The following is a 19,472-nucleotide window of genomic DNA, read 5'->3' on the forward strand; positions in this document are numbered from 1 at the left end:
GTTGATAGGCCCACCCGCCGACCATAGGCGATCGGCGACGCGAGGCGCCAGTGACTCATTTTGCCGCCGCGATAGCATGTGATTCGCAGGAAACACCGCTTCGACACGCCTCGAATTTGCTTGATTTATTAGGCGCCCAGAACAGTGGTTTGATTTCCCCATGCACCGCCCACTGGAACAGGCATTGGCGATATTTCGTCGCACATCGGTTCAAATCGCCATCATCTTTGCATTGGCGACTTTGATGCGAGGAACGCAGCCGCTCCTTTTCGATGCTTATCACTACTGGCTCGGCGCGCAGCACATCGTCGGAACCAGCCCCGAGGCCCTTGAGAACTACTGGGAGCTCCGTGGCGTCTGGACGTCGATCGTGTACGCACCGGCTGCCGCGCTCACACGCCTGATGGGCGCGCCATGGGCGACATTCGCGGTCTTGCTGCAGAACACATTGGTGCTCTCTTGGTTCGCCGCCCACCTGCTCCCCACCTTGGCATCTCGCCTCGCACCGTGGTCTCCACGCGCCCGTTGGATCGCGGCAGGCCTCCTCTGGGTAGTGACATCCGGGTTTGCCAGTTCATCCCTTGTCGACATTTATGCGGCCATCGGCTGCTTCGCCATCGTGGCGCTAATTCGGTCTCAACGACCCTCGACCCTGGTGCTCGCAGGGGTTCTGGGCGGGATCGTGGTGAACCTCCGGCCCGCCTACGTGGTCGTGGTGGCCCTGATCGTCCTCATCACCCTCATCTCCCATAAAATGGCGGCGATCGGGATGCCGCTTGGCTTCGCCCTCGCCCTCGCGCCACAAGTCATCCTCAATATTGGCCAGTTCGGGCATCGATCTGCCTCGCCGCTTCTATCGGACTATCTTGCGACTCTCCAAGCAGGTTTGGGCTCGTACACGATCCGATACGACACCGTGCACGGCTCGGACGTGCCGCAGCAGTTCTACTGCTCACCAGACATGGCAGCGCGGGTCGCCGACGACGTCCCCACGTCGACTGCGGGCCTTGCGCGCACCCTTCTCAGCAACCTGCCCGACTCCCTAGTCTTCTCACTCGAGAAGATCGCTGCGGCGTTGCACTGGCCGGCTAACACCCCTTACGGCGCGGACTCGCCTGGACTTGATGCCATCCACGCCATCCTCATCACCACCATGACGGTTGTGGGAATCTCCGTGCTGGCCCGCACCTTCCGACGCCGATCCGATTGGACTGACGGGCGACAGGTCGAGGCGCTGGGATTCTTGGCGATTCTCATTGGCGCCGTCGTAGCCATCGTCGGATCAGCCACAGAAGCCCGGTTCGCGCTGCCGCTCGCAGTCCTTGGAGCCCTGGGATGCGCCCTGCTATCCGACAATCCCCTGCGGACGCTCACTTCGAGCCAGCGGCGGTGGATCGGCGTGACGTGCGCCACTCTGGCGATCACGCTCACCCTCGGCTACATCGGACTGTCCAACCCTGCGGACCCGGGTGGAGTTGATGCCGAGATCTGCGGGCTTCTCGGGTGAGCGCAGAGGTCCATGCGCCGTCGCTCCGCGCGCGGCCGTCGCTGCGCGCATCCACCTGAGGCAGATTGCGGCGCGACTGGCGTCTGAGTTGGCCGGGAGTTCGCCAACACTGCTCCGCATCGCTCAATCGCGCGCCTGGAAGCCGTCAGCTTGAGCGGGGCCCATCGAGTCGTCGCGCCGCCCTTACGGCCCATCACGCCCCCACGACCCACTCATGGAGCACCTATGCCCAGGGCCTGATCGACCGTACCCTCTGGCCTGTGCCGAACTACGCAAACCGTATATTCAGGTGTGTATCGATCGCACTCGCCACGTTGAGCCTCTGTGCTGCGATCTGGCATCTGATCCGCGCGCGGACGGTCACTGTCGGAGACGGATGCGGGTGGGATGGGGTGATCTACTGCGCGATGACGCGCGGCGACGTGGTCATGGAGCCCTACAGCCGGCGAGTTCTGCTGCCCTGGCTGGCGGGGCTCATTCCCGTGGGCTCGCCGGTCACGGCGTTTCAGATCCTCAACGCTTTCGCCTTGGCCGGCTTGATCGCGTCAGCCCTATGGCTGCTTCACACGCTCATCGGCAGACGCGCGCCACTCCGAGGATTCGCGATGCTCGCGACCGCGAGCATGGTGCTGCTGAACCCCTGGACATTCCACCTGTACCTCACGTACCCCGTGCTCACCGACGCCGCGTCAGCCGCACTCGCGCTGGCTTGGTGTGCCGCCGCGCTTCGGCGCACTCGCCTTGCGGATCTCGGGGGCGCAGTGGCCCTCATCTGCATGAGCCTCACCAGGGAGCACTGGTCCCTCGTCGCGATCGCGGCGGCCTGGATCGCGGTGGTTCTGGGCTTGCGCACCTGGCGCTGGGCGGTCGGGAGCTCGGCGATCGGCATCGCCGCGATGATGTTCGCCTTTGGCCAGCCCACCGACTACGCGGCGGGCCCACTTCAGACGGTCGTGCTGCACTGGATCCAGGAGAGCGTCTCCAGCCCGTCACATCTCGCGCGCTTCCTCTTCATGGTGGTCGCCGGCATCGGGTTCACAGCCCTGGCGCCGCTGCTGCGGCCGCGCGCTGTGTGGCGCGAGCGCCCGCTGCTGTGGGTGTGCGTCGTCGCGCTGGGGAACGCCGCGGGCTCGGCTTTCGCCGGTGGGGACACCGACCGCATCCTCATGCCCTCCGGGATCATTCTCATGATCGTCGCCATCGCGCTCGTGCTCCGGACGCCGGACCTCGTGCTGCCCTGGGGGTTGTGGGTGATCGGGACCATCGCGATCTGGCGCCCGTTCGCCTCGGCGGGACCGGATGGTGCGTCGTGGCTCGCGTTCTACGGGTTGCGCGTCGAGCCGATCGAGGTTGTCGTCACTCGGATCATCAACGATCTCTCGGCGGCCGCGCTCCCGGTCGCTCTCGGAGCCTTGCTCTGTCTCACGCTGCCGCGCAAATGGTCTGGCGCAGAGCACGCAGAGCCACTGAGCCTCGATGAATCGATCCCTCGGGACGCAACGAGCTTGATCTCTGCGGACTCTCATGGTGGGGCGTGACAGCAAGGTCGGCTGCATCTCTCTGCGCGGGAGCCCACCGAGCGGCACACACCTCGGCAACGTCGTAGTTTGAGAAGCAGGGAGCATGCCCGCCTCCCGGCGCACGCTCGCGCGGGGAGGGAACGGAGCCGCCGATGGACGAATCCCACAGCGGCGCTCCGGCGGCTCCCGCCAACTCGCGAGTCGACAGCCCGTCGTCGGCCCGAGATCGACGTCCGCGGCCGTCGGGAGACTCGCTCATCGCTGTGGCTGTGACGCTCGTGTGCTCCGCCATCGCATGGCTGCGCGTCCCGGAGACCGCCCGCGAGACGATCTGGGCGGAAGACGGCAGGGTGTTCCTCTGGGATGTCTTCTTCTCTCCGGCATGGTCGACATTGCTCCGCACATATGACGGCTACGTGCACCTCGTGCCGCGCTTGGTCGCCGAGGCCGTCGTGCTGACCGTGCCGCCTGCGGGGTATGCGCTTGCGGTGTCCGCCGTCAGTTGCGTCCTCGTGGGCTGCACAGCCGGCCTCGTCTACGTGTGCGCGTCGACCCTGACGGGCAGCCGATGGATCCGCCTGGGATTCGCGTCCATCACGGTGCTCGTTCCCTCGGTCGCGCTCGAGGTGCTGGGCAACCTCGCCAACCTCCACTGGTTCGCGCTGTGGCTGATGCCGTGGTTGCTCTTCCACCGTCCAGCATCGCGGCTCGCCTCGATCGGCTTCGGAGCAGTCGCGCTGGCATGCTCCCTCACGGAGATCCAGACTGCGTTCTTCTTGCCCCTTGCCCTCTGGAGGTGGCGTGAACGATCGGGGTGGGCGGTGCGTGTCGCGCTGCTGTTCGGCGTGACGTTCCAGCTACTTGGCGCGGCGGACCGACCGGAGCGGACGCCACCGCTCCCCCCAGTGGGGGACTTCATCGCGGGTTTCCTCGTCAATGCCGTCATGACACCGTGGTGGGGGTCGGCGCACACGATCACCTGGTCTGTGCGGGTCCTCGGATGGGGCGCGGCAGCGATGTGCCTCATTCCCTCGGTCGCGGCCTTCGTCTTGGTGCTCCGCAGAGGAGACCGAGTCCAACGACTGGCGGCAGTCGTCTTCCCACTGGCGTCGGGTGTCGTGTGGTGCGCCGCCTTGTACTTCAGCCGGCCAGAGGCAGACTGGAGCCGTCCAGACGCAGAGTCGGTGCGCGAGCTGCCGGTCCTGCGATACGCCGTGGTGCCGTCCATGTACCTGATGGCGGGCATCGTCCTCGCCTGTACCGTCCTGCGTTGGCGTCCCCTGTCGCGCGCCATCACCGCCGCCCTCGCCGTCCCGCTCGCGCTGGTCGTGGTGACCAGCTTCGTGCCCGTCACCGTGCGGTCGGCAGGCCCGACCTGGCCGCCGGAGAGCACGCGCGGCCGAGAGCAGTGCCTGGAGGACGACTCGGCCGCCTACGTGGACGTGCCCATCACGCCCCACGGCTGGACGTCGCGGGTGCCGTGCGACGTGCTGGAAGGCAGCGCGCCAGCTGAGGCACCCTAGGGTGGGGCACGTGAGCCCTCACATCGCCGACATCCTCCGCCTCGTCACCACCGAGCCCGGCCGACCACGGCTCACCTGGTACGGCGACGGCGGCGAGCGGGTCGAGCTGTCGGGGGCCGTCTTGGAGAACTGGGTCAACAAGACAGTCAACCTGCTGGTGGAGGAGTTCGACGTGGAGGCCGGCACTCGGGTGCTCCTGGACCTCCCTCCGCACTGGCGCACCGTGGTCTGGGCACTCGCGGTGTGGCGCGCGGGCGCATGCATCGTCCTGGCCCAGGAGCCCTCGACCCCGGAGCACCTGGACGTCATCGTCACCGACCGGCCCGCGCGCCATCTCGACGAGTCCGCCCCGGTCGTGGCGGTCGCGCTCCCCGCCCTCGCTCGGCGGTTCGACGGAGCACTGCCCGTCGGGGCGATCGACGCCGCGTCGGCAGTGATGACCTACGGCGACATGCTGGGATGGGTCTCTCCCGTGGATCCGCATGCGACGGCGCTCGTGGTGGCAGGCACCCCTCTCACCCACGCAGAGCTCGGCTCCGAAATGAACGAGCCCTCCCTCGATGGGCCCGGTCAGCGCGTGCTCATCAGGCCTGACGGTGATCGCCTCGCCGGCACCGGCGAATTCGTCCGCGAGAGCCTCAGGGTGCTCGCGTCTGGCGGGTCAGTTGTCGGACTCGACGCCAGCCTCGCACGGGACTACGTCGAGCAGCCCCAACGCTTGGAACGGCTCATCACCGACGAGCGTGTCACCGCCATCGCGTAGACCTGGACATGCTTCCTGTGGAGGACAGCCCGTTTAGGGCACGTCCGCCTGGATCAGCACTCCGGCGCCCCGCGCGGTGAGCCGCCCCTCCGACGAGGGCACGAACGCGGCGTCACCCCGGGCCAGCGTCAATGAGTCGACCTCCGAGCTAACGGTGATCTTCCCTTCGAGGCAGACGAGCGTCCGCGGCCCGCGGCCGGGGAGGGGGTGGACCGCGTCGTCGCTGAGGTCGGTCACCGACAGCTCGAAGTCGTCGACCGGCGCGTAGAACACACGCGTCGCCCCGTGGAAGACCTCTGGAGCCGTTCGGATGGGGGGCGCGGCGACGTAGTCCACGCAGGCGAGCAGTTCCGCAATGTCGACGTGCTTCGACGTGAGCCCAGCCCTCAGCACGTTGTCCGAACTCGCCATGATCTCAATGCCCAGACCGCTCAGGTAGGCGTGGACTCCGCCCGCGGGCACGAACAGCGCCTCACCCGCCTGAAGGCTGACCGGGTTGAGCAGCAGCGAGGCGACGACCCCCGGGTCTCCTGGGTACGCCTTTGCAAGCAAAGCCACGGTGGAGTCGGCTCGTGGAGAGGTGGAACCCGAGGCAAGGCGCGCCTCGCACTCCTGCGCCAGGACCTCGACCTCGAACTCTGACGGGCGTGTCGCCGGGTCGAGGAGGAACGTGAACGCAGCGCGCACACCGGCGACCGACGGCTCCGCCACGAGCAACGCACGGAGCTCCTTAGCCAGCGGAGCCGACAGACCCGCGAACAACTCGGCAGCCCGGCGTGGCGCCCGGAAGCCACAGAGCGCCTCGAATGGGGCAAGCGCGAGCACCAGCTCGGGCTTGTGGTTCCGGTCGCGATAGCTCCGGTTGTGGGCGTCGACGGGGATGCCGGCCACCTCCTCACGGTCGAACCCCTCGCGGGCACGGGCGGCGTGAGGATGCACCTGCAACGAGAGCGGCCGCTCGGGGGCTATGAGCTTCAGCAGGTAGGGAAGCGCGTCGCCGAAACGCGCGCGCACGTCGTCGCCCAGGGTCGCGCCTGGGTCCGCGGCGATCAGCGCGGCGAGATCGATAGAGCCGTCAGCGTCAACGACAGGCGACGGGGCGCTGAGGTGCGCGCCGAACCACAACTCGGCGACCGGTGTCTCGCCGGGCACCCCTCCCAGCAGTTCGGGGATGGCGCGGGGCGAGCCCCACGCATAAGAACGGGTGGTCCCGCCCAGTCTGTGCACTTTGTTCCACCTCTCAGCCGACCGCCACAGGCTATCTCGACCAAGCAGGGACCATCTGGGCTGATGAGGAGAGGGCCCACTCCTCCCCTAGATCTCCACCCCAGGCTGGTCCTCAATCCACGTCGCCAGCCGCTTGACGCCGTCCGCCAGGCTGAACTCGGGAACCCAGCCGAGCGCGGCCCGCGCGTGCTCGACATCTGCCCAGGCGTGCCGCACGTCGCCCTGACGGAACTGCCCGGTGACATGTGGCGCCGGAGCCCCATAGAAGGCGGCGATCAGCTCGGCCGCGGTGGCGATGGTCTGGTGCTCCCCGGAGCCGATGTCGATGGGGCCGACTCCAGGCTTTGCAGCGATGGCGGCCGCGTGGACGGCGCGCGCCACGTCGTCGATGAGGACGAAGTCTCGGCGGACCTGCCCATCCTCGTAGAGCGGGATGGAACGACCGGCCCTCGCCAGACGGCAGAAGAGCGACATGATCCCCGTGTAGGGGTTGATCAGCGATTGGCCGGGCCCGTACACGTTCTGCAGGCGGAGCACGACGGGCTCGACACCCACCGACTGCGCCCACGCCGTCAGGATGTTCTCCTGGGCGAGCTTCGTGGCGCCGTAGACGCTCACCGGGGCAGGATGGGTGGTCTCAGCCGACATGGCACACGGCGCCGCGTCCGGGAAGTCCCACTGCGACCGCTCGAGGAGCTCGTTGGTCCGCTGGCCCGGATAGAACGTGGCGCCGTCCGCGCCACGGCTCCACGCGCCCTCGCCGTACACCGCCCGGCTGCTCGTGAGGACCACTCGCCGCGGCTTCGCGTCATTGCGCAGGAAGGCGTCCATCATCTGCGTGGTGCCCACGACATTCGCCGCAGCATGTCGCGTCGCCTCGGTGAGCGACTGCCCGGTGCCGGTCTCGGCGGCGAGGTGGATGACGACGTCCGGGTGGCAATCACTCAGGACGCCGTCCCACACCTGGGGCGACGTGACGTCACCGACGACCAACTCGACGCGCTCGTCGAGCCCTGCGGGGCGCACGGCCGACGGGTGGATCTGCGGATGCATCGAGTCGACGGCGACCACGCGATCGAACGAGTGCGCGAGCAGCGGGGACGTCGCGACGCCGATGAAGCCGGCGCCGCCGGTGACCAGCACCGTCCCGCCGCGCTCGCCCGACTCGCGGCGTGCCTGTGATGTGGTCATCTGTCTTGCCTCTCGGTTCGCCTCACGTCGTGGCTGTGCACGACCTCTCGCGTTGCCGGGCATCAAGCCGCCAGCGGCGAATGAACCCTACAAGTGATGCGAGAGCCTGCTCCACCGTGCGCGCCGACGCGGGCCCCTGCGCGCTGCTCTTGCCAGGGCAGACGCCCTCGTCGGGGACGAGGCGCGTCCGGCCATATGCGCGAGACGCCTACAAGAACAGAGGACGCCCTCCCGATTTCTTTGACCAGGTCGCGCGAGATCCTCGATGCCGATCGATGAGGCGCATACCTCCCGGCCACCCACGTGGCGACTCGTCGTCGCGCGGCGCGAGCCCGGGCGCCACCGCCGAGTTGCCCGTCCTGCTGTCGCGGGCCACCGACAAAGAACCACCTATGTAGAGGTCTTCTCCGCGGGGTGGTGACGCCCTGATCTTCGTCGACAGGTTCGCCTTCGGTGTCCGGGTGAATCGATGGGCTATCGTCGCCTACGCCGCGATGCACCTCGTGGCGTTCCTCATCGGCCCCGTCACCATCTGCTGGATGACGGCTCGACTTGCTGCCGGACAGGGCGCAAGCGCACCGAACGCGGCAACCCACGCCCAGCACGACAGGTCAGGACTCATGAGCCATTTCGTCCATCCCCACGGAATCTGCGAATCGACGTCTGTGGGCGACGCCACCCGGATCTGGGCTTTCGCTCACGTCTTCCCGAGCGCCGTCATCGGGGCGGATTGCAATGTGTGCGATCACGTCCTGATCGAGAACGACGTGATCATCGGCGATCGCGTGACGGTGAAGTCGGGTGTGCAGCTCTGGGACGGGATCAGGCTCGGCGACGACGTCTTCGTCGGTCCCAACGTGACCTTCACGAACGACATGTTCCCACGGAGCAAGAAGTACCCCGCCAAGTTCCTCGTTACCACCGTGGCGGACGGCGCCTCGTTGGGCGCAGGATCCGTGATCCTGCCCGGCATCAGCATCGGCCGCAATGCCATGGTGGGGGCCGGTGCGGTTGTCACGAAGGACGTCCCGGCCAATGCGGTGGTCGTGGGAAACCCGGCCCGGATCGTCGGCTATGCGGACACCATGCCTGTGGACCCCGTTGCGGTCGCGGACACCCCGCTGGACAGCTCGGAGCTCACCGGTGGCGCTCGCCTCGTTGCCATGAAGGTCGCGAGCGACCTGCGCGGCTCCCTCGCGGCGGTCGAGCTCGGCACCGACCTCCCGTTCGCGCCTGCCCGCTTCTTCGCCGTCTTCGACGTCCCCTCGAAGGACGTCCGTGGGGAGCACGCGCACCTTCGGTGCGAGCAGGTGCTGGTGGCCCTGCGCGGCTCAGTCACGTGCATCGTCGACGACGGAAATGCCCGAGCGCAGGTCGTTCTCGACCGTCCCGAGGTCGGGCTCTACATGCCGGCAATGACATGGGGCACGCAGTACCGCTATTCGCCCGACGCCGTCCTCGGGGTCTTCGCTTCCCTCCCGTACGACGCGGACGACTACATCCGCGACTACGAGGGGTTCCTCGGCGAGGTCGCCCGACACTCCACCTTCGTGTCGTGACCCGACTCGAAGAGGTGAGCACGGACGTCGCCGAGGACATCGACGCACCAGCCCTCAGAATCGCTCGCCGTTCGCGCCTCCTCGAGGCCGCTTGGGTAGCCGGCCTGCTGGTCGTCCTCGAGTGCCTCATGTTCCGGGGATATTTCACCGGCGACTTCATCCCTCCGTGGGACTTCCTGGGCTCGTACAACACTGAGGCCTACGCCTGGTGGTCCTCCGGGTCGTTCTTCAACCCCACCGAGTGGATCTCCCACTCGTGGGGTGGATACCCGGCAGCGGCATCGATCCAGAACAGCGCCTGGTACCTGCCGGTCGGCCTCACCGCACTGTTCACGCCGTTCACGATTCACGCATCGGCCGCCCTCGCCGCCGTTCACTACGGGTTCGGGGCCTTGGGCGTCTACGTCCTCGGCCGCGCCTTCGGGCTGGGACGGGCGCCGGCGACGTTCGGGCTCGTCGCCTTCTTCTTCGTCACCGGCTTCTTCGCGCAAGCCGAGTACGTCGACATCGCCCGCGGGTACGCGTGGCTGCCCTGGATCCTGCTGTGCACCTCCACACGGTGGCCGTGGCGCCGCTGGTGGGGAATCCCGCTCGCTGTGCTCATGCTCTGGCAGGCCCTGCTCGGCACGTATCCGGGAATGATCGTCGCCATCGCCTACTGCGCTGTGGGCTGGGTGGTCGTCCAGCAGGTGACAACCCGGCTGCCCCTGCGCAGGTACCTGATCCCGCTCGCGTTCACCGGCGTCGTGACAGTCATGTTGCTCGCGCCGAAGTACATCCCCTCCCTCCTGCTCGACACTGAGGTCGCCGCTCCGAGCACCGACTCCTCGGTGTTCGGGTGGAGCGTCCTCGCGACGGCCTTCCTCCCCTACGGCTCCAACCCGGTTCTTCCGAACGACATCGCCATGCGGTCCTTCTTCCTCCCCGCGACCTGCTTCGTGCTCGCCGCGCTGGCAGGCGGCAAGAGCCTCTTGGCGCGTGCGACCACCGCGGTGCTCGCCATCGCCGTCCTCCTGGGCTTGCCGAACCTGCCGTTCCGCGAGCTGGTCGACATGCTCCCTGGGCTGAGCCTCAGCCGGTTCCGCATGAGCGACTTCCGTGCCGCCATGCTCCTCGCGGTATGCCTCCTGGCGATGGCCGCCCTCCACCGCCTGATGAGCTCGCCCCGTGCCGACCTCGCGTTGACGACGCTCCGGAGCCGTTGGGTCGCCACCTGGCTGGCCCTGCTGCCCATCGGCGTGCTGACGCTCGCGCTGGCCAACGGCTTCGATGCCAGCGAGTGGACGATTCCGGTCCTGGTGACGACCGCCGCATGCGCCGTGATTTGGCTCGTCGCGCTGCCGTTGCCCGAGCCCGTCGCCGGGTACCGGCTCGATGTGCGGCCCGCGGCGGCGATCCTCGTCGGGCTCACGGTGATCTCCGGTGTCTACTCGGCCTACGCCACGGCCCAGCCATGGCGCGCGCCCCGCCTCGCCACCGAGGATGTGTCCTTCGGCGGCGTGGTCGAAGACCTCATCGCGCAGGACACGCCGGACGACGCCCTCACCCAGCGCCCCGCCCGCACGCCGGCCCCGGCCGACGCAGAGCCTCATGACCTGATCGGGACTGTCTGGAACGCCGGCTACTACACCGGGCGCGACAGCGTCGGCGGCCTCGTCAACCTCAAGCGGAACACGAGCTACGAACAGCTCCAGGCGGCGTTGCTCGACCCTGAGCGCGCCCCTGACGCCAACGCCCTCTACTCCGCCCCCGGCATCGTCCTCGCACTCGACGAAGGGCAGCTTCCCACCGCCGAAGACGTCAGCGCCTGCGTCACTGACGGCGACTGCGGCGACGGGTTCACGATGGAGCCGGTGAGCTACGAGTCGGGGGACCTGACCTACCGTGTGCAGTCCGACGATGACGTCGTCGTGGCCTTCAACGAGTCCTATTACCTTGGTTGGCGACTCGACGCGTGCCCCACCGAGGGTGGTGAATGCCAGGAGCTTCAGGCGATCCGCGGCCCTGTTGGCACTCTTTCGGTCGCCATGCCCGCTGGCTCGTGGGAGCTGGACGCCGAGTATGTCCCGCCGGGCTCGCACAAGGCATGGGCCTCATTCTGGGCGGGACTCACGCTTGTCGGCGGCGCTGCGGTCGTCGTCGCCTACCGGGGCTCTCGTCGCGGCCGCCCAACCGGTAAGGACGACCCACACCCACCCCGGGCCTAGAAACACGAGAAGGGGGCGACCGGTTTGACCGGTCGCCCCCTCCTGATGTGCGCGTGGCCGATGCCCGGCCAGTCTGCTCCTACCCGGCACTGCCCCCCGTAGGAGCCGGCCGACGGCGCAGCACCGACGTCAGGCGCCACGAGCGGGAGCGACGCAACTCTTCTGCGGCATGAATGAGGTCCTCGTCAGACATCGACACGTAAGTGCTGAACCGCACGCGACGTGACGGCGACCGCAGCACAGCGGGGAGGCGCAGCGGGGAACTCAGCCGCCACGACCTGGACTCGAGGATCTGGGCGATCTCGTTCAGGTTCCGCGGGTCCGGCCCAACCCCGCTTCCTATGGCTAGCCTGCGCTCCGCCGCATCCGCCGTGGCCCGGGCGGCGTCGCGCTCTGCCATGACTTCCCGAATGCGTGACGCCGAGCCCTCAGGCAGGATCAGCGCGCGTGAGTCGAGCTTGCGCACGATGCGACCGTTGTTGCGGTCCCACTCGCGCTGATGGTGCATAGTCCTCGACGACTCGCCGCGAACCCACCAGTGGTAGATCGAGGTGATCTCGGGGCTGGACGCCACACCGACGACGACAGCGGCGCGCATGATGAAGTCCCAGTCCTCGGTGGTCGTCAACTCCGAGTCGAAGCGCATGCCGAGATCATGGAAGACCCCCCGCGGGAAGGCGATCGCCATGTTGGGGGTGAAGTTCGCCCGAAGGTGGTCGAAGATGTCGAACTCCGACGGGTACAACTTCTCGATCCCACCAGTCGTCCTGATGCCCCCCTGGCCGTTGGTCTCGACGGCATCGATGTTCTGGAGCACCGCGACTGCCCGCAGCATCCGTCCCGGCTCGCGGTCGGCCAGTCGCCTGAAGGTCTCCACCCAATGCGCCAAGGGGATGTCGTCGTCGTCCAGGATGACGATGTAGTGCCCACGGGCCGCCTCGAAGCCCTGGTTGAGGGGCGCCACACGGTTCCCGTGTTGGACCTTGACCAGTCGAGTGCGGTCCCGCAGGCTCTTCGGCAGGTCCTCGATGACCCGCTCGACACCGATCTGCTGCTGGACTTCGAGGCGGTGGCCCATGACGAGGACCTCGAAGTCCTCGTCCGTCTGCCCGGCGAGGCAGGTCAGCGCCTCGCGCAGGCAATGGAGACGGCGCCCTTGGGTGCGCATCACGACGGAGAGGAACGGCCGCTCCGGGTTCCGCTGCGCGGTGAAGACTGCCCGGTCGCCAATCGGCCCTGGGGCGACGGCCCAGACGAACTGGTTGGTGTTCTCGTCGGGCGCGGCTTGAGTGCGGAGCTGGCGGAGGAGGTGGTGGAGCGTCGTCCCCGCGGCCAGCGCCGAGTGGCTGTACGGGAAGTGCTGGTCGCTCATCTCAAGCTCGACGTCACGGCGCGCTGTCCGGTAAAGGCCTCCCGCCGCGAGCTCACGCTCAAGCGACTCGGCGCTGAAGAACCGGGTGTGGGTGGTGTCGAGGAGCCCGGTCTCGGTGTACTGCCAGTCTCCCAGAGCGAGTTTGAATCCGATATCCCGGTGCGTGACGTTGGGCACGCTGATGACTGCCGCGCATTCATTGTCAAAAGCGAGCCGACGGATGGCCCGCAGCGCGCCCGTGCCGTCGTAGAGGTGCTCGAGCGTGTCGAGCATCGAGATCGAGGCGACCCGCCGCCCTCCGATGACGCCAGCGAGTGCCTCCAACGTCTCCTGCTCGCCACCGAGTGCGAGGGCGTGAGCCTCGAGGCCTCGACGCACCAGGGCGGCGACACTCTCCCCGTCGGCGTCGACGCCCACATAGGTCAGCCCTGTCGCCTCGACGAGCGGCCCGGCGAGCGCCGCATCACCGCAACCTAGGTCCAGGTGGATGGCCGCGTCGTTCCGCTCCCCGCTCGGAAGGACGTCGAGCAAAAGCGCGAGCGCGTGACCGTAGACGTTGTCAGGTGCGAAGGCATTCTCGTAGTTGGACATCTTCACAGCTCGAATCGGTGCTTGGCGTAGTAGCCGTTGTCGAATACGCCCACGCGTCGGTCTCCGTCGATCGGTTCGGGAACATCTCCCTGGGCCACTCTGGTGCGATATGTGCGCGCGGCACGGGTCTGATTCTCGTCCCCGTGGGCCTCGAAGTCCGTGAGGATCCGCTCCACGAGATCAGGGCGCGACCACTTGTGCGCGAGGAGCAACGCGGCTTCGGCCGAGTAATACCGCTCTGCCGGCGTGGGGTCCCATCCACCTGTCGACGAGAGCCGCTTGTCATGCAAGACGACCGCGTTGGGCTGGAACACCACCCGGAGGCCGAGCAGCCTGACCTGCCAGGAGAAGTCCACATCGTCGCAATACATGAAGAACGTGTCCTCGTCGAAGCCACCGATGTGCCGGAAGACCTCAGAGGGGATCATGGCGCAGGCTGTCGCCGCCCACGACGTGTCGCCCGTGACGGGGTCGTAATCCTTCGGGTGCTCGAGGGGAAGCTGCTTCGCCTCGCTCATCCCGGTCCCCGTGCGCGTGAATGGCTCCAGCAGGTGCTGGATCACGCGAGGTGCGATCACGATGTCGGGGTTGAGGACCAGCATGAACTCGAGGTCGCAGTCCTTGGCCAGCCGGTTGTGACCCCTGGCTGATCCGAGGTTCTCACCGAACCACGTGTATCGGATCTCAACGATCCACCCGTACTTCGCCCGCAGGCCCTCGAGATCCGCGTCCTCGAGACACCGCGCTGGCGAGCAGTCGCCGTAACTCAGGACGACGCGCTTGCACACGCCGTCCTCCATCACCGCCAGCTCGGCCGAGCGCGCGAGCGCCTCAACGGCACGGTCAACGGCGCGGACTGGCGTCTTGTAGAGCACCGATTGCACCCAAACGCTGGGCACCTGGTCCTGGATCAGCGGAGTTCTGTCGAACCAATCGCCTACCGCGACGTCTTTGCCCCGTGCCACCAGATCCCCCTAGTTCAGGCGCCCATGCCAGCCACGGGCGTGCGGTTCGCACGCACCTTAGCCGAAAGGCAACCGCACCCATCGAGCCGACACACTCGTGCGATTAGGACACGCCCGACAATCGGGGATGGCGCCCGCTCAGCCTCCGACGGCGCTCACAGGCCGCCGAGCACTCCCGGAGCCGCCGCGACCCAACGCCCCGCCCAATCCCCGATTGGCGCCACGCCGACTACTTCCAGCGCCCCATGCCCCAGCACCGAGTACGCCGGCCGCGGCGCCGCGCTCGCGAAGGCCGCGCTCGTCGTGGGCCGCACGATCTCCGGGTCGAGGCCGGCCGCCGCCACGATGGCCTGGGCGAACCCGTGCCACGACGTCTCACCGGACGAGGTGCCGTGGTAGACGCCGCTCGGGGCGCCCGCCTCGACGAGCCGGACGATCAGGTCGGCGAGGTCGACGGTCCAGGTCGGCTGGCCCACCTGGTCGGCGACCACATCGAGCCCGCCCCGCTCGGCCGCGACCCGTGCGATGGTCTTCGGGAAGCACTTGCCGTGGGCGCCGTAGAGCCATGCCGTGCGGACGATGAGGTGGTCCGGGTTCTCAGCGCGCACCGCCCACTCTCCTGCGGCCTTGGTGCGGCCGTACGCGGAGCGGGGGTCGATGGGCGCCGTCTCGGCGTACGGCGCGACGCCAGCGCCGTCGAAGACGTAGTCGGTGGAGATCTGCACGATCCGCGCGCCGTGCTCGGCGGCCGCCCTGGCGAGCAGCGCCGGCCCTGTGGCGTTGAGGGCGAAGGCGCTGGCCTCACGTGCCTCGGCGTCGTCGACAGCGGTCCAGGCCGCGCAGTTGACCACCACGTCATGGCCCTGGACGGCGGCGCGCACCGACGCCAGGTCGGTGATGTCCACGTGCTCCCGGTCGGTTGCCGTCACCTCGGCGCCAGCCTCCCGCAGCCGGCTCACGACGTCCTGGCCCAGCATCCCTGCCGCCCCTGTCACCAACCAGCGCACAGCCACTCCTCATCTCGACGTCTCGACCGACGGCCCAGAGTAGTCGCGCCGTTAGGCTGGCCTCGCAACAGCCGACATGAGGAGATATCACCGTGCAGTTCCGCGAGCTCAAGGTCCCCGGGGCGTGGGAGATCACACCGCAGCAGTTCGGCGACCCGCGAGGCGTGTTCCTCGAGTGGTTCAAGGAGGGCGCGTTCGTCGAGGCGGTAGGGCACCCCCTCGACCTCCAGCAGGCCAACTGCTCGGTGTCGGCTGCCGGGGTGCTGCGGGGGATCCACTTCGCCGACGTCCCGCCCGGGCAGGCGAAGTACGTCACGTGCCCGAAGGGCGCGGTGCTCGACGTCGCAGTCGACATCCGGGTGGGCTCGCCGACCTTCGGCCAGTGGGACACCGTGCTGCTGGACGACGTCGACCGCCGCGCCATCTACCTCTCCGAGGGCATCGGGCACGCGTTCCTGTCCCTCGAGGACGATTCGACGGTCGTCTACCTCTGCTCCACGGGCTACTCCCCCGGCCGGGAGCACGGCGTGCACCCGCTCGACACGGAGATCGGCATCGAGTGGCCGACGACGGCCCGCGACGGAAGCCCGCTCACGCCGCAGCTCTCGGACAAGGACTTGGCGGCGCCGATGCTGCGCCAAGCCCAGGAGGACGGCCTGCTCCCGACGATGGACTCGGTGCGCGACTTCGTGGCCCAGCGCAAGGCCTCGCCGCGCGGACTCTGAGCCGCGCGACCGGATCCCGCCGGTTCCCGGAGCCGCTTGCTGGCACACTGTGTGTCCATGCGCGGAATCATCCTGGCCGGCGGATCCGGTACTCGTCTCAACCCGATCACCCTGGGCGTGAGCAAGCAGCTCGTCCCGGTCTACGACAAGCCCATGATCTATTACCCGTTGTCGACGTTGATGGCGGCCGGCATCGAAGACATCCTGATCATCACCACGCCTCACGATGCCGAGCAGTTCCACCGCCTGTTGGGCGACGGCTCCCAGTTCGGCATCTCGATCAGCTATACGGTGCAGGCGGTCCCGAACGGGCTCGCCCAGGCCTTCGTCCTCGGGGCTGACTTCGTGGGCGACGACTCCGCGGCGCTCGTCCTCGGCGACAACATCTTCTACGGCCCCGGCCTGGGGACTCAACTCCAGCGCTTCGAGCAGATCGACGGCGCCGCGGTCTTCGCCTACCGCGTGGCCGATCCGACCAGCTACGGCGTCGTCGAGTTCGACGCGAGCGGTCGCGCGCTCTCACTCGAGGAGAAGCCGCAGCACCCGAAGTCGGACTACGCCGTCCCGGGCCTGTACTTCTACGACAACGACGTTGTGGCGATCGCGAAGTCCCTCAAGCCGTCGGCTCGTGGCGAGTACGAGATCACTGACGTCAACCGGCACTACCTCGACGCCGGGAAGCTCCAGGTCGAGGTGCTCCCCCGCGGCACGGCGTGGCTCGACACCGGCACGTTCGACTCGCTGCTCGAGGCCTCCGACTACGTGCGCACCATCGAGCACCGTCAGGGCCTCAAGATCGGGGCGCCTGAGGAGGTCGCCTGGCGGCGCGGGCTCCTCACCGACGACGAGCTGCGCGCCCGCGCGGAGCCACTCGTCAAGTCGGGCTACGGCACGTACTTGCTGGACCTGCTCAAGCGCCAGCAGTAGTCACACCACCAACCGAGCGCCTGACGCCCGAGCGACTGCTCGGGCGTCAGGCGCTCGGTTTGTCTGTGCTCAGGACGAGCCGCCGGCGCGCTGGACAGCAGCGCGATAGGCCTCGACGTGGACGTCCGCGGCAGCTCCCCAGGTGAACAGCGCGGCCCGCTCGACTGCGGCACGGGCCAGCTCCTCGCGCCTGTCCTTGCTCGCGAGCAGCTGAGCCAGCGCGGTGGCGATCGACGCCGCGTCCGTCTCGGTGTACTCCACCGCGTCGCCGCCCACCTCGGGCAGGGAGAGCCGACGGCTGGTGAGGACCGCCGCGCCGCAGGCCATGGCCTCGAGCACGGGCAGGCCGAAGCCCTCGCCCAGACTCGGGTAGGCCACCACCTGGGCTCCGCCGAGGAACCCGGCGAGGTCGTCGAGCGGGAGGTAGCCGGGCCGGATCACCTGCAGGCCTGCTGGCACCGCCTCGATGGCGGGCTGCACGGCGTCGTCCCAGCCCGCGCCGCCCGCGACCACCAGGGCGGGAGGGTCGGCGAGTCCCGCGACTGCCTCCACCCAGGCCTCGATCAGGGCGGGGACGTTCTTGCGCGGCTCGAGCGTGCCCAGGAAGGCGACGTATGGCCTGCCCTCCAGGCCGAGGGAACGGGCAACCCGCTCCTGCTCCGCGGCCGCCACCGGGTGGAAGACCTCGGGATCGACCCCGTGGTGCGCCACATAGAACTGCTCGGCGCGGCCACCGGCGTAGCGCACGACCTCGTCGCGCGTCGCCCGGGAGGGCACGACGAGCGCGTCCGCGCGGCGCACCGCGAGCCAGGTCGCGCTGCGGAAGAACAGGGTCTTGAAGGAGCTGTGGACGTCCCGGTCACTGAAGAACGTGGCGTCGTGCAAGGTGACCACGCGCGCGCCGGGACTCAACACCGGGCTCGTGTAGTGCGGGCTGTGGACGACATCCGCGCGGATCCTGCGCGCGAGCACCGGCAGACCGGTCTGCTCCCACACCAGTCGCGCGGCCCGCCGCTCGAGCATCCGCGGCGCGGCGATCACCCGGGCGCCGGGGACCGCAGCCTCCATCAGGTCGACGTCGCGGACCTGGCACACGACGACGAGCTCCACATCGCGGACGTCCAGCGCGCGCAGCAGCTCGTCGACGTAGCGCCCCACGCCGCCACGGTCGGACGGGATGGCCGTCGCGTCTACAAGAACTCTCATCTCACCCCTGCCGCACGTGTCCAGAACCGAGCGAGCGTAACGCGGATCGGCGATCCGGTTCTGGTGAGTAGTGTTCAGTCCCGCATAGGGCGGCCGGCGCTGGCCGCCGCCCTCCTCGCTGGAACGAAGGGCCCTCGATCCGGGACATGACCACTCTGCCGCGCGTGACAGCGCTGATGCTCGCGTACGGCGCGGAGCCCTATCTCCTTGACGCCGTCGAGGCGGTGCTCGCGAGCACCGGTGTCGACGTCGACCTGGTCCTCGTGGACAACGGGTGCACCACGGACGCCGTGCGCCGCCTCCCGGAGGACCCGCGGATCACGCTGGTGGTCCCGGCGGAGAACCTCGGCTTCACCGGCGGGATGAACCTCGCCGCGAGCCGGGCGAGCGGGGACGTCCTGCTGCTGGTGAACAGTGACGCGATCGTCGAGCCCGCTGCCGCGAGCGAACTGGTCGGAGCCCTCGCGACGCCGGGCGTCGGCGTGGTCGGCGGGAGCGTGCGGCTGGCTGACGAGCCTGACCTGGTGAACTCGGTCGGCAACCCGTTGCACGTGCTGGGGCTCAGCTGGGCCGGAGGCATGGGCGATCCCGCCGCTCAGCACACGACGCGCGGGCCTGTGGCCTCGGCGAGCGGCGCCTGCATGGCGCTCTCCCGGTCCCTGTGGGAGAGCCTCGGCGGGCTCGTGGAGCCGTTCTTCGCCTACGCCGAGGACCTCGAGCTGTGCTGGCGCAGCTGGCAGCGAGGGCTGCGGGTCGAGTACGTGCCGACGGCCGTGGCGTACCACCACTACGAGTTCAGCCGGACGCCGCTCAAGATGTACCTCGTCGAGCGCAACCGCCTGGCCTTCGTCCTCACGTGCTACGGCGGCCGCATGTTGCTCCTCCTGGCGCCCGTGCTGGCGGCGTTCGAGCTGGCTCTGGTCGCGGTGGCAGCCAAGCAGGGGTGGCTGCGGCAGAAGCTCCGAGGGTGGTGGTGGCTCGCGACGCATGCCCGCTGGATTCGGGCGCGTCGCGCGGAGGTCCAGCGCGAGCGTCGCGTGCCCGACCGCGAGCTCGCCGACCTGATGACCGATCGCTTCGACCCCGCGCAGTTCCCGCTGCCCGCAGGCTCGCATCTGCTGCAATCAGCGCTCGCGCGATACTGGCGCGCGGTCCGCCGTGCCCTGTAGGCCGACGTCGCAA

Annotated in this window: 15 protein-coding genes; 9 read left to right on the forward strand and 6 right to left on the reverse strand. The window is 68.5% G+C overall.

Annotation, left to right across the window (positions count from 1 at the left end; translation table 11 throughout):
• Window positions 1-160: 160 nt before the first annotated feature.
• The 4 genes from BN3788_RS04655 (at window position 161) to BN3788_RS04670 (ending at window position 5,313) form a co-directional block, all read left to right on the forward strand.
• Complete coding sequence (locus BN3788_RS04655) at window positions 161-1,507, forward strand: hypothetical protein (RefSeq protein ID WP_066582647.1); 1,347 nt, start codon at window positions 161-163, stop codon at window positions 1,505-1,507.
• A 260-nt stretch (window positions 1,508-1,767) separates the two neighbouring features.
• Complete coding sequence (locus tag BN3788_RS04660; RefSeq protein ID WP_147525053.1) at window positions 1,768-3,045, forward strand: hypothetical protein; 1,278 nt, start codon at window positions 1,768-1,770, stop codon at window positions 3,043-3,045.
• Between the two features lie 245 nt (window positions 3,046-3,290).
• Window positions 3,291-4,550, forward strand: a complete 1,260-nt coding sequence (locus BN3788_RS04665) for a hypothetical protein (protein ID WP_066582649.1) — start codon at window positions 3,291-3,293, stop codon at window positions 4,548-4,550.
• A 10-nt stretch (window positions 4,551-4,560) separates the two neighbouring features.
• Complete coding sequence (locus BN3788_RS04670; protein ID WP_082812617.1) at window positions 4,561-5,313, forward strand: TIGR03089 family protein; 753 nt, start codon at window positions 4,561-4,563, stop codon at window positions 5,311-5,313.
• Between the two features lie 33 nt (window positions 5,314-5,346).
• Here BN3788_RS04670 and manA read toward each other — a convergent pair whose 3' ends face one another.
• Window positions 5,347-6,540: a mannose-6-phosphate isomerase, class I gene (gene manA, locus BN3788_RS04675; RefSeq protein WP_066582650.1), complete on the reverse strand. Its 1,194-nt coding sequence runs from the start codon at window positions 6,538-6,540 to the stop codon at window positions 5,347-5,349.
• Window positions 6,541-6,627: 87 nt separating this feature from the next.
• Window positions 6,628-7,731: an NAD-dependent epimerase/dehydratase family protein gene (locus tag BN3788_RS04680; protein WP_066582651.1), complete on the reverse strand. Its 1,104-nt coding sequence runs from the start codon at window positions 7,729-7,731 to the stop codon at window positions 6,628-6,630.
• A gap of 461 nt (window positions 7,732-8,192) precedes the next feature.
• Between BN3788_RS04680 and BN3788_RS20040 the strand changes: the two genes are divergently transcribed.
• Window positions 8,193-9,290: a WxcM-like domain-containing protein gene (locus BN3788_RS20040; RefSeq protein ID WP_315969737.1), complete on the forward strand. Its 1,098-nt coding sequence runs from the start codon at window positions 8,193-8,195 to the stop codon at window positions 9,288-9,290.
• Window positions 9,287-11,497, forward strand: coding sequence for a glycosyltransferase family protein (locus tag BN3788_RS04690; protein WP_066582653.1), 2,211 nt, complete (start codon window positions 9,287-9,289; stop codon window positions 11,495-11,497). Before BN3788_RS20040 ends, BN3788_RS04690 begins: the two co-directional genes overlap by 4 nt.
• A gap of 79 nt (window positions 11,498-11,576) precedes the next feature.
• Here the strand turns inward: BN3788_RS04690 and BN3788_RS04695 are convergent, their stop codons facing one another.
• The 3 genes from BN3788_RS04695 to rfbD all read right to left on the reverse strand — a co-directional run bounded on the left by BN3788_RS04695 (window position 11,577) and on the right by rfbD (window position 15,432).
• On the reverse strand, window positions 11,577-13,460 hold the full coding sequence (locus BN3788_RS04695) for a methyltransferase domain-containing protein (protein WP_147525054.1): 1,884 nt from the start codon (window positions 13,458-13,460) through the stop codon (window positions 11,577-11,579).
• 2 nt (window positions 13,461-13,462) lie between these two features.
• Entirely contained in the window at window positions 13,463-14,335 is an 873-nt protein-coding gene (locus tag BN3788_RS04700; protein WP_199824733.1) for a glycosyltransferase family protein, read from the reverse strand.
• A gap of 245 nt (window positions 14,336-14,580) precedes the next feature.
• Complete coding sequence (gene rfbD, locus BN3788_RS04705) at window positions 14,581-15,432, reverse strand: dTDP-4-dehydrorhamnose reductase (protein ID WP_066582655.1); 852 nt, start codon at window positions 15,430-15,432, stop codon at window positions 14,581-14,583.
• 92 nt (window positions 15,433-15,524) lie between these two features.
• Here rfbD and BN3788_RS04710 point away from each other — a divergent pair, with 92 nt between their 5' ends.
• Window positions 15,525-16,157 carry a dTDP-4-dehydrorhamnose 3,5-epimerase family protein gene (locus BN3788_RS04710; RefSeq protein WP_066582656.1) on the forward strand — a complete coding sequence of 211 codons (633 nt, stop codon included), beginning with the start codon at window positions 15,525-15,527 and terminating at the stop codon, window positions 16,155-16,157.
• Between the two features lie 57 nt (window positions 16,158-16,214).
• Entirely contained in the window at window positions 16,215-17,084 is an 870-nt protein-coding gene (gene rfbA, locus BN3788_RS04715; protein ID WP_066582657.1) for a glucose-1-phosphate thymidylyltransferase RfbA, read from the forward strand.
• Window positions 17,085-17,153: 69 nt separating this feature from the next.
• Here rfbA and BN3788_RS04720 read toward each other — a convergent pair whose 3' ends face one another.
• On the reverse strand, window positions 17,154-18,290 hold the full coding sequence (locus BN3788_RS04720; protein WP_066582658.1) for a glycosyltransferase family 4 protein: 1,137 nt from the start codon (window positions 18,288-18,290) through the stop codon (window positions 17,154-17,156).
• A 146-nt stretch (window positions 18,291-18,436) separates the two neighbouring features.
• Here BN3788_RS04720 and BN3788_RS04725 point away from each other — a divergent pair, with 146 nt between their 5' ends.
• Window positions 18,437-19,459, forward strand: coding sequence for a glycosyltransferase family 2 protein (locus BN3788_RS04725; RefSeq protein WP_066582659.1), 1,023 nt, complete (start codon window positions 18,437-18,439; stop codon window positions 19,457-19,459).
• Window positions 19,460-19,472: the final 13 nt, after the last annotated feature.

It is taken from the genome of Cellulomonas timonensis, from assembly GCF_900046455.1.
Lineage (GTDB): Bacteria > Actinomycetota > Actinomycetes > Actinomycetales > Cellulomonadaceae > Cellulomonas_A > Cellulomonas_A timonensis.

Bases quoted from the DNA above. Each gene is read 5' to 3' on its own strand.
- BN3788_RS04655 (WP_066582647.1), top strand. From the start codon at position 161: ATGCACCGCCCACTGGAACAGGCATTGGCGATATTTCGTCGCACATCG.
- BN3788_RS04680 (WP_066582651.1), bottom strand. From the start codon at position 7,731: ATGACCACATCACAGGCACGCCGCGAGTCGGGCGAGCGCGGCGGGACG.
- BN3788_RS04695 (WP_147525054.1), bottom strand. From the start codon at position 13,460: ATGTCCAACTACGAGAATGCCTTCGCACCTGACAACGTCTACGGTCAC.
- rfbA (WP_066582657.1), top strand. From the start codon at position 16,215: ATGCGCGGAATCATCCTGGCCGGCGGATCCGGTACTCGTCTCAACCCG.
- BN3788_RS04720 (WP_066582658.1), bottom strand. From the start codon at position 18,290: ATGAGAGTTCTTGTAGACGCGACGGCCATCCCGTCCGACCGTGGCGGC.
- BN3788_RS04725 (WP_066582659.1), top strand. From the start codon at position 18,437: ATGACCACTCTGCCGCGCGTGACAGCGCTGATGCTCGCGTACGGCGCG.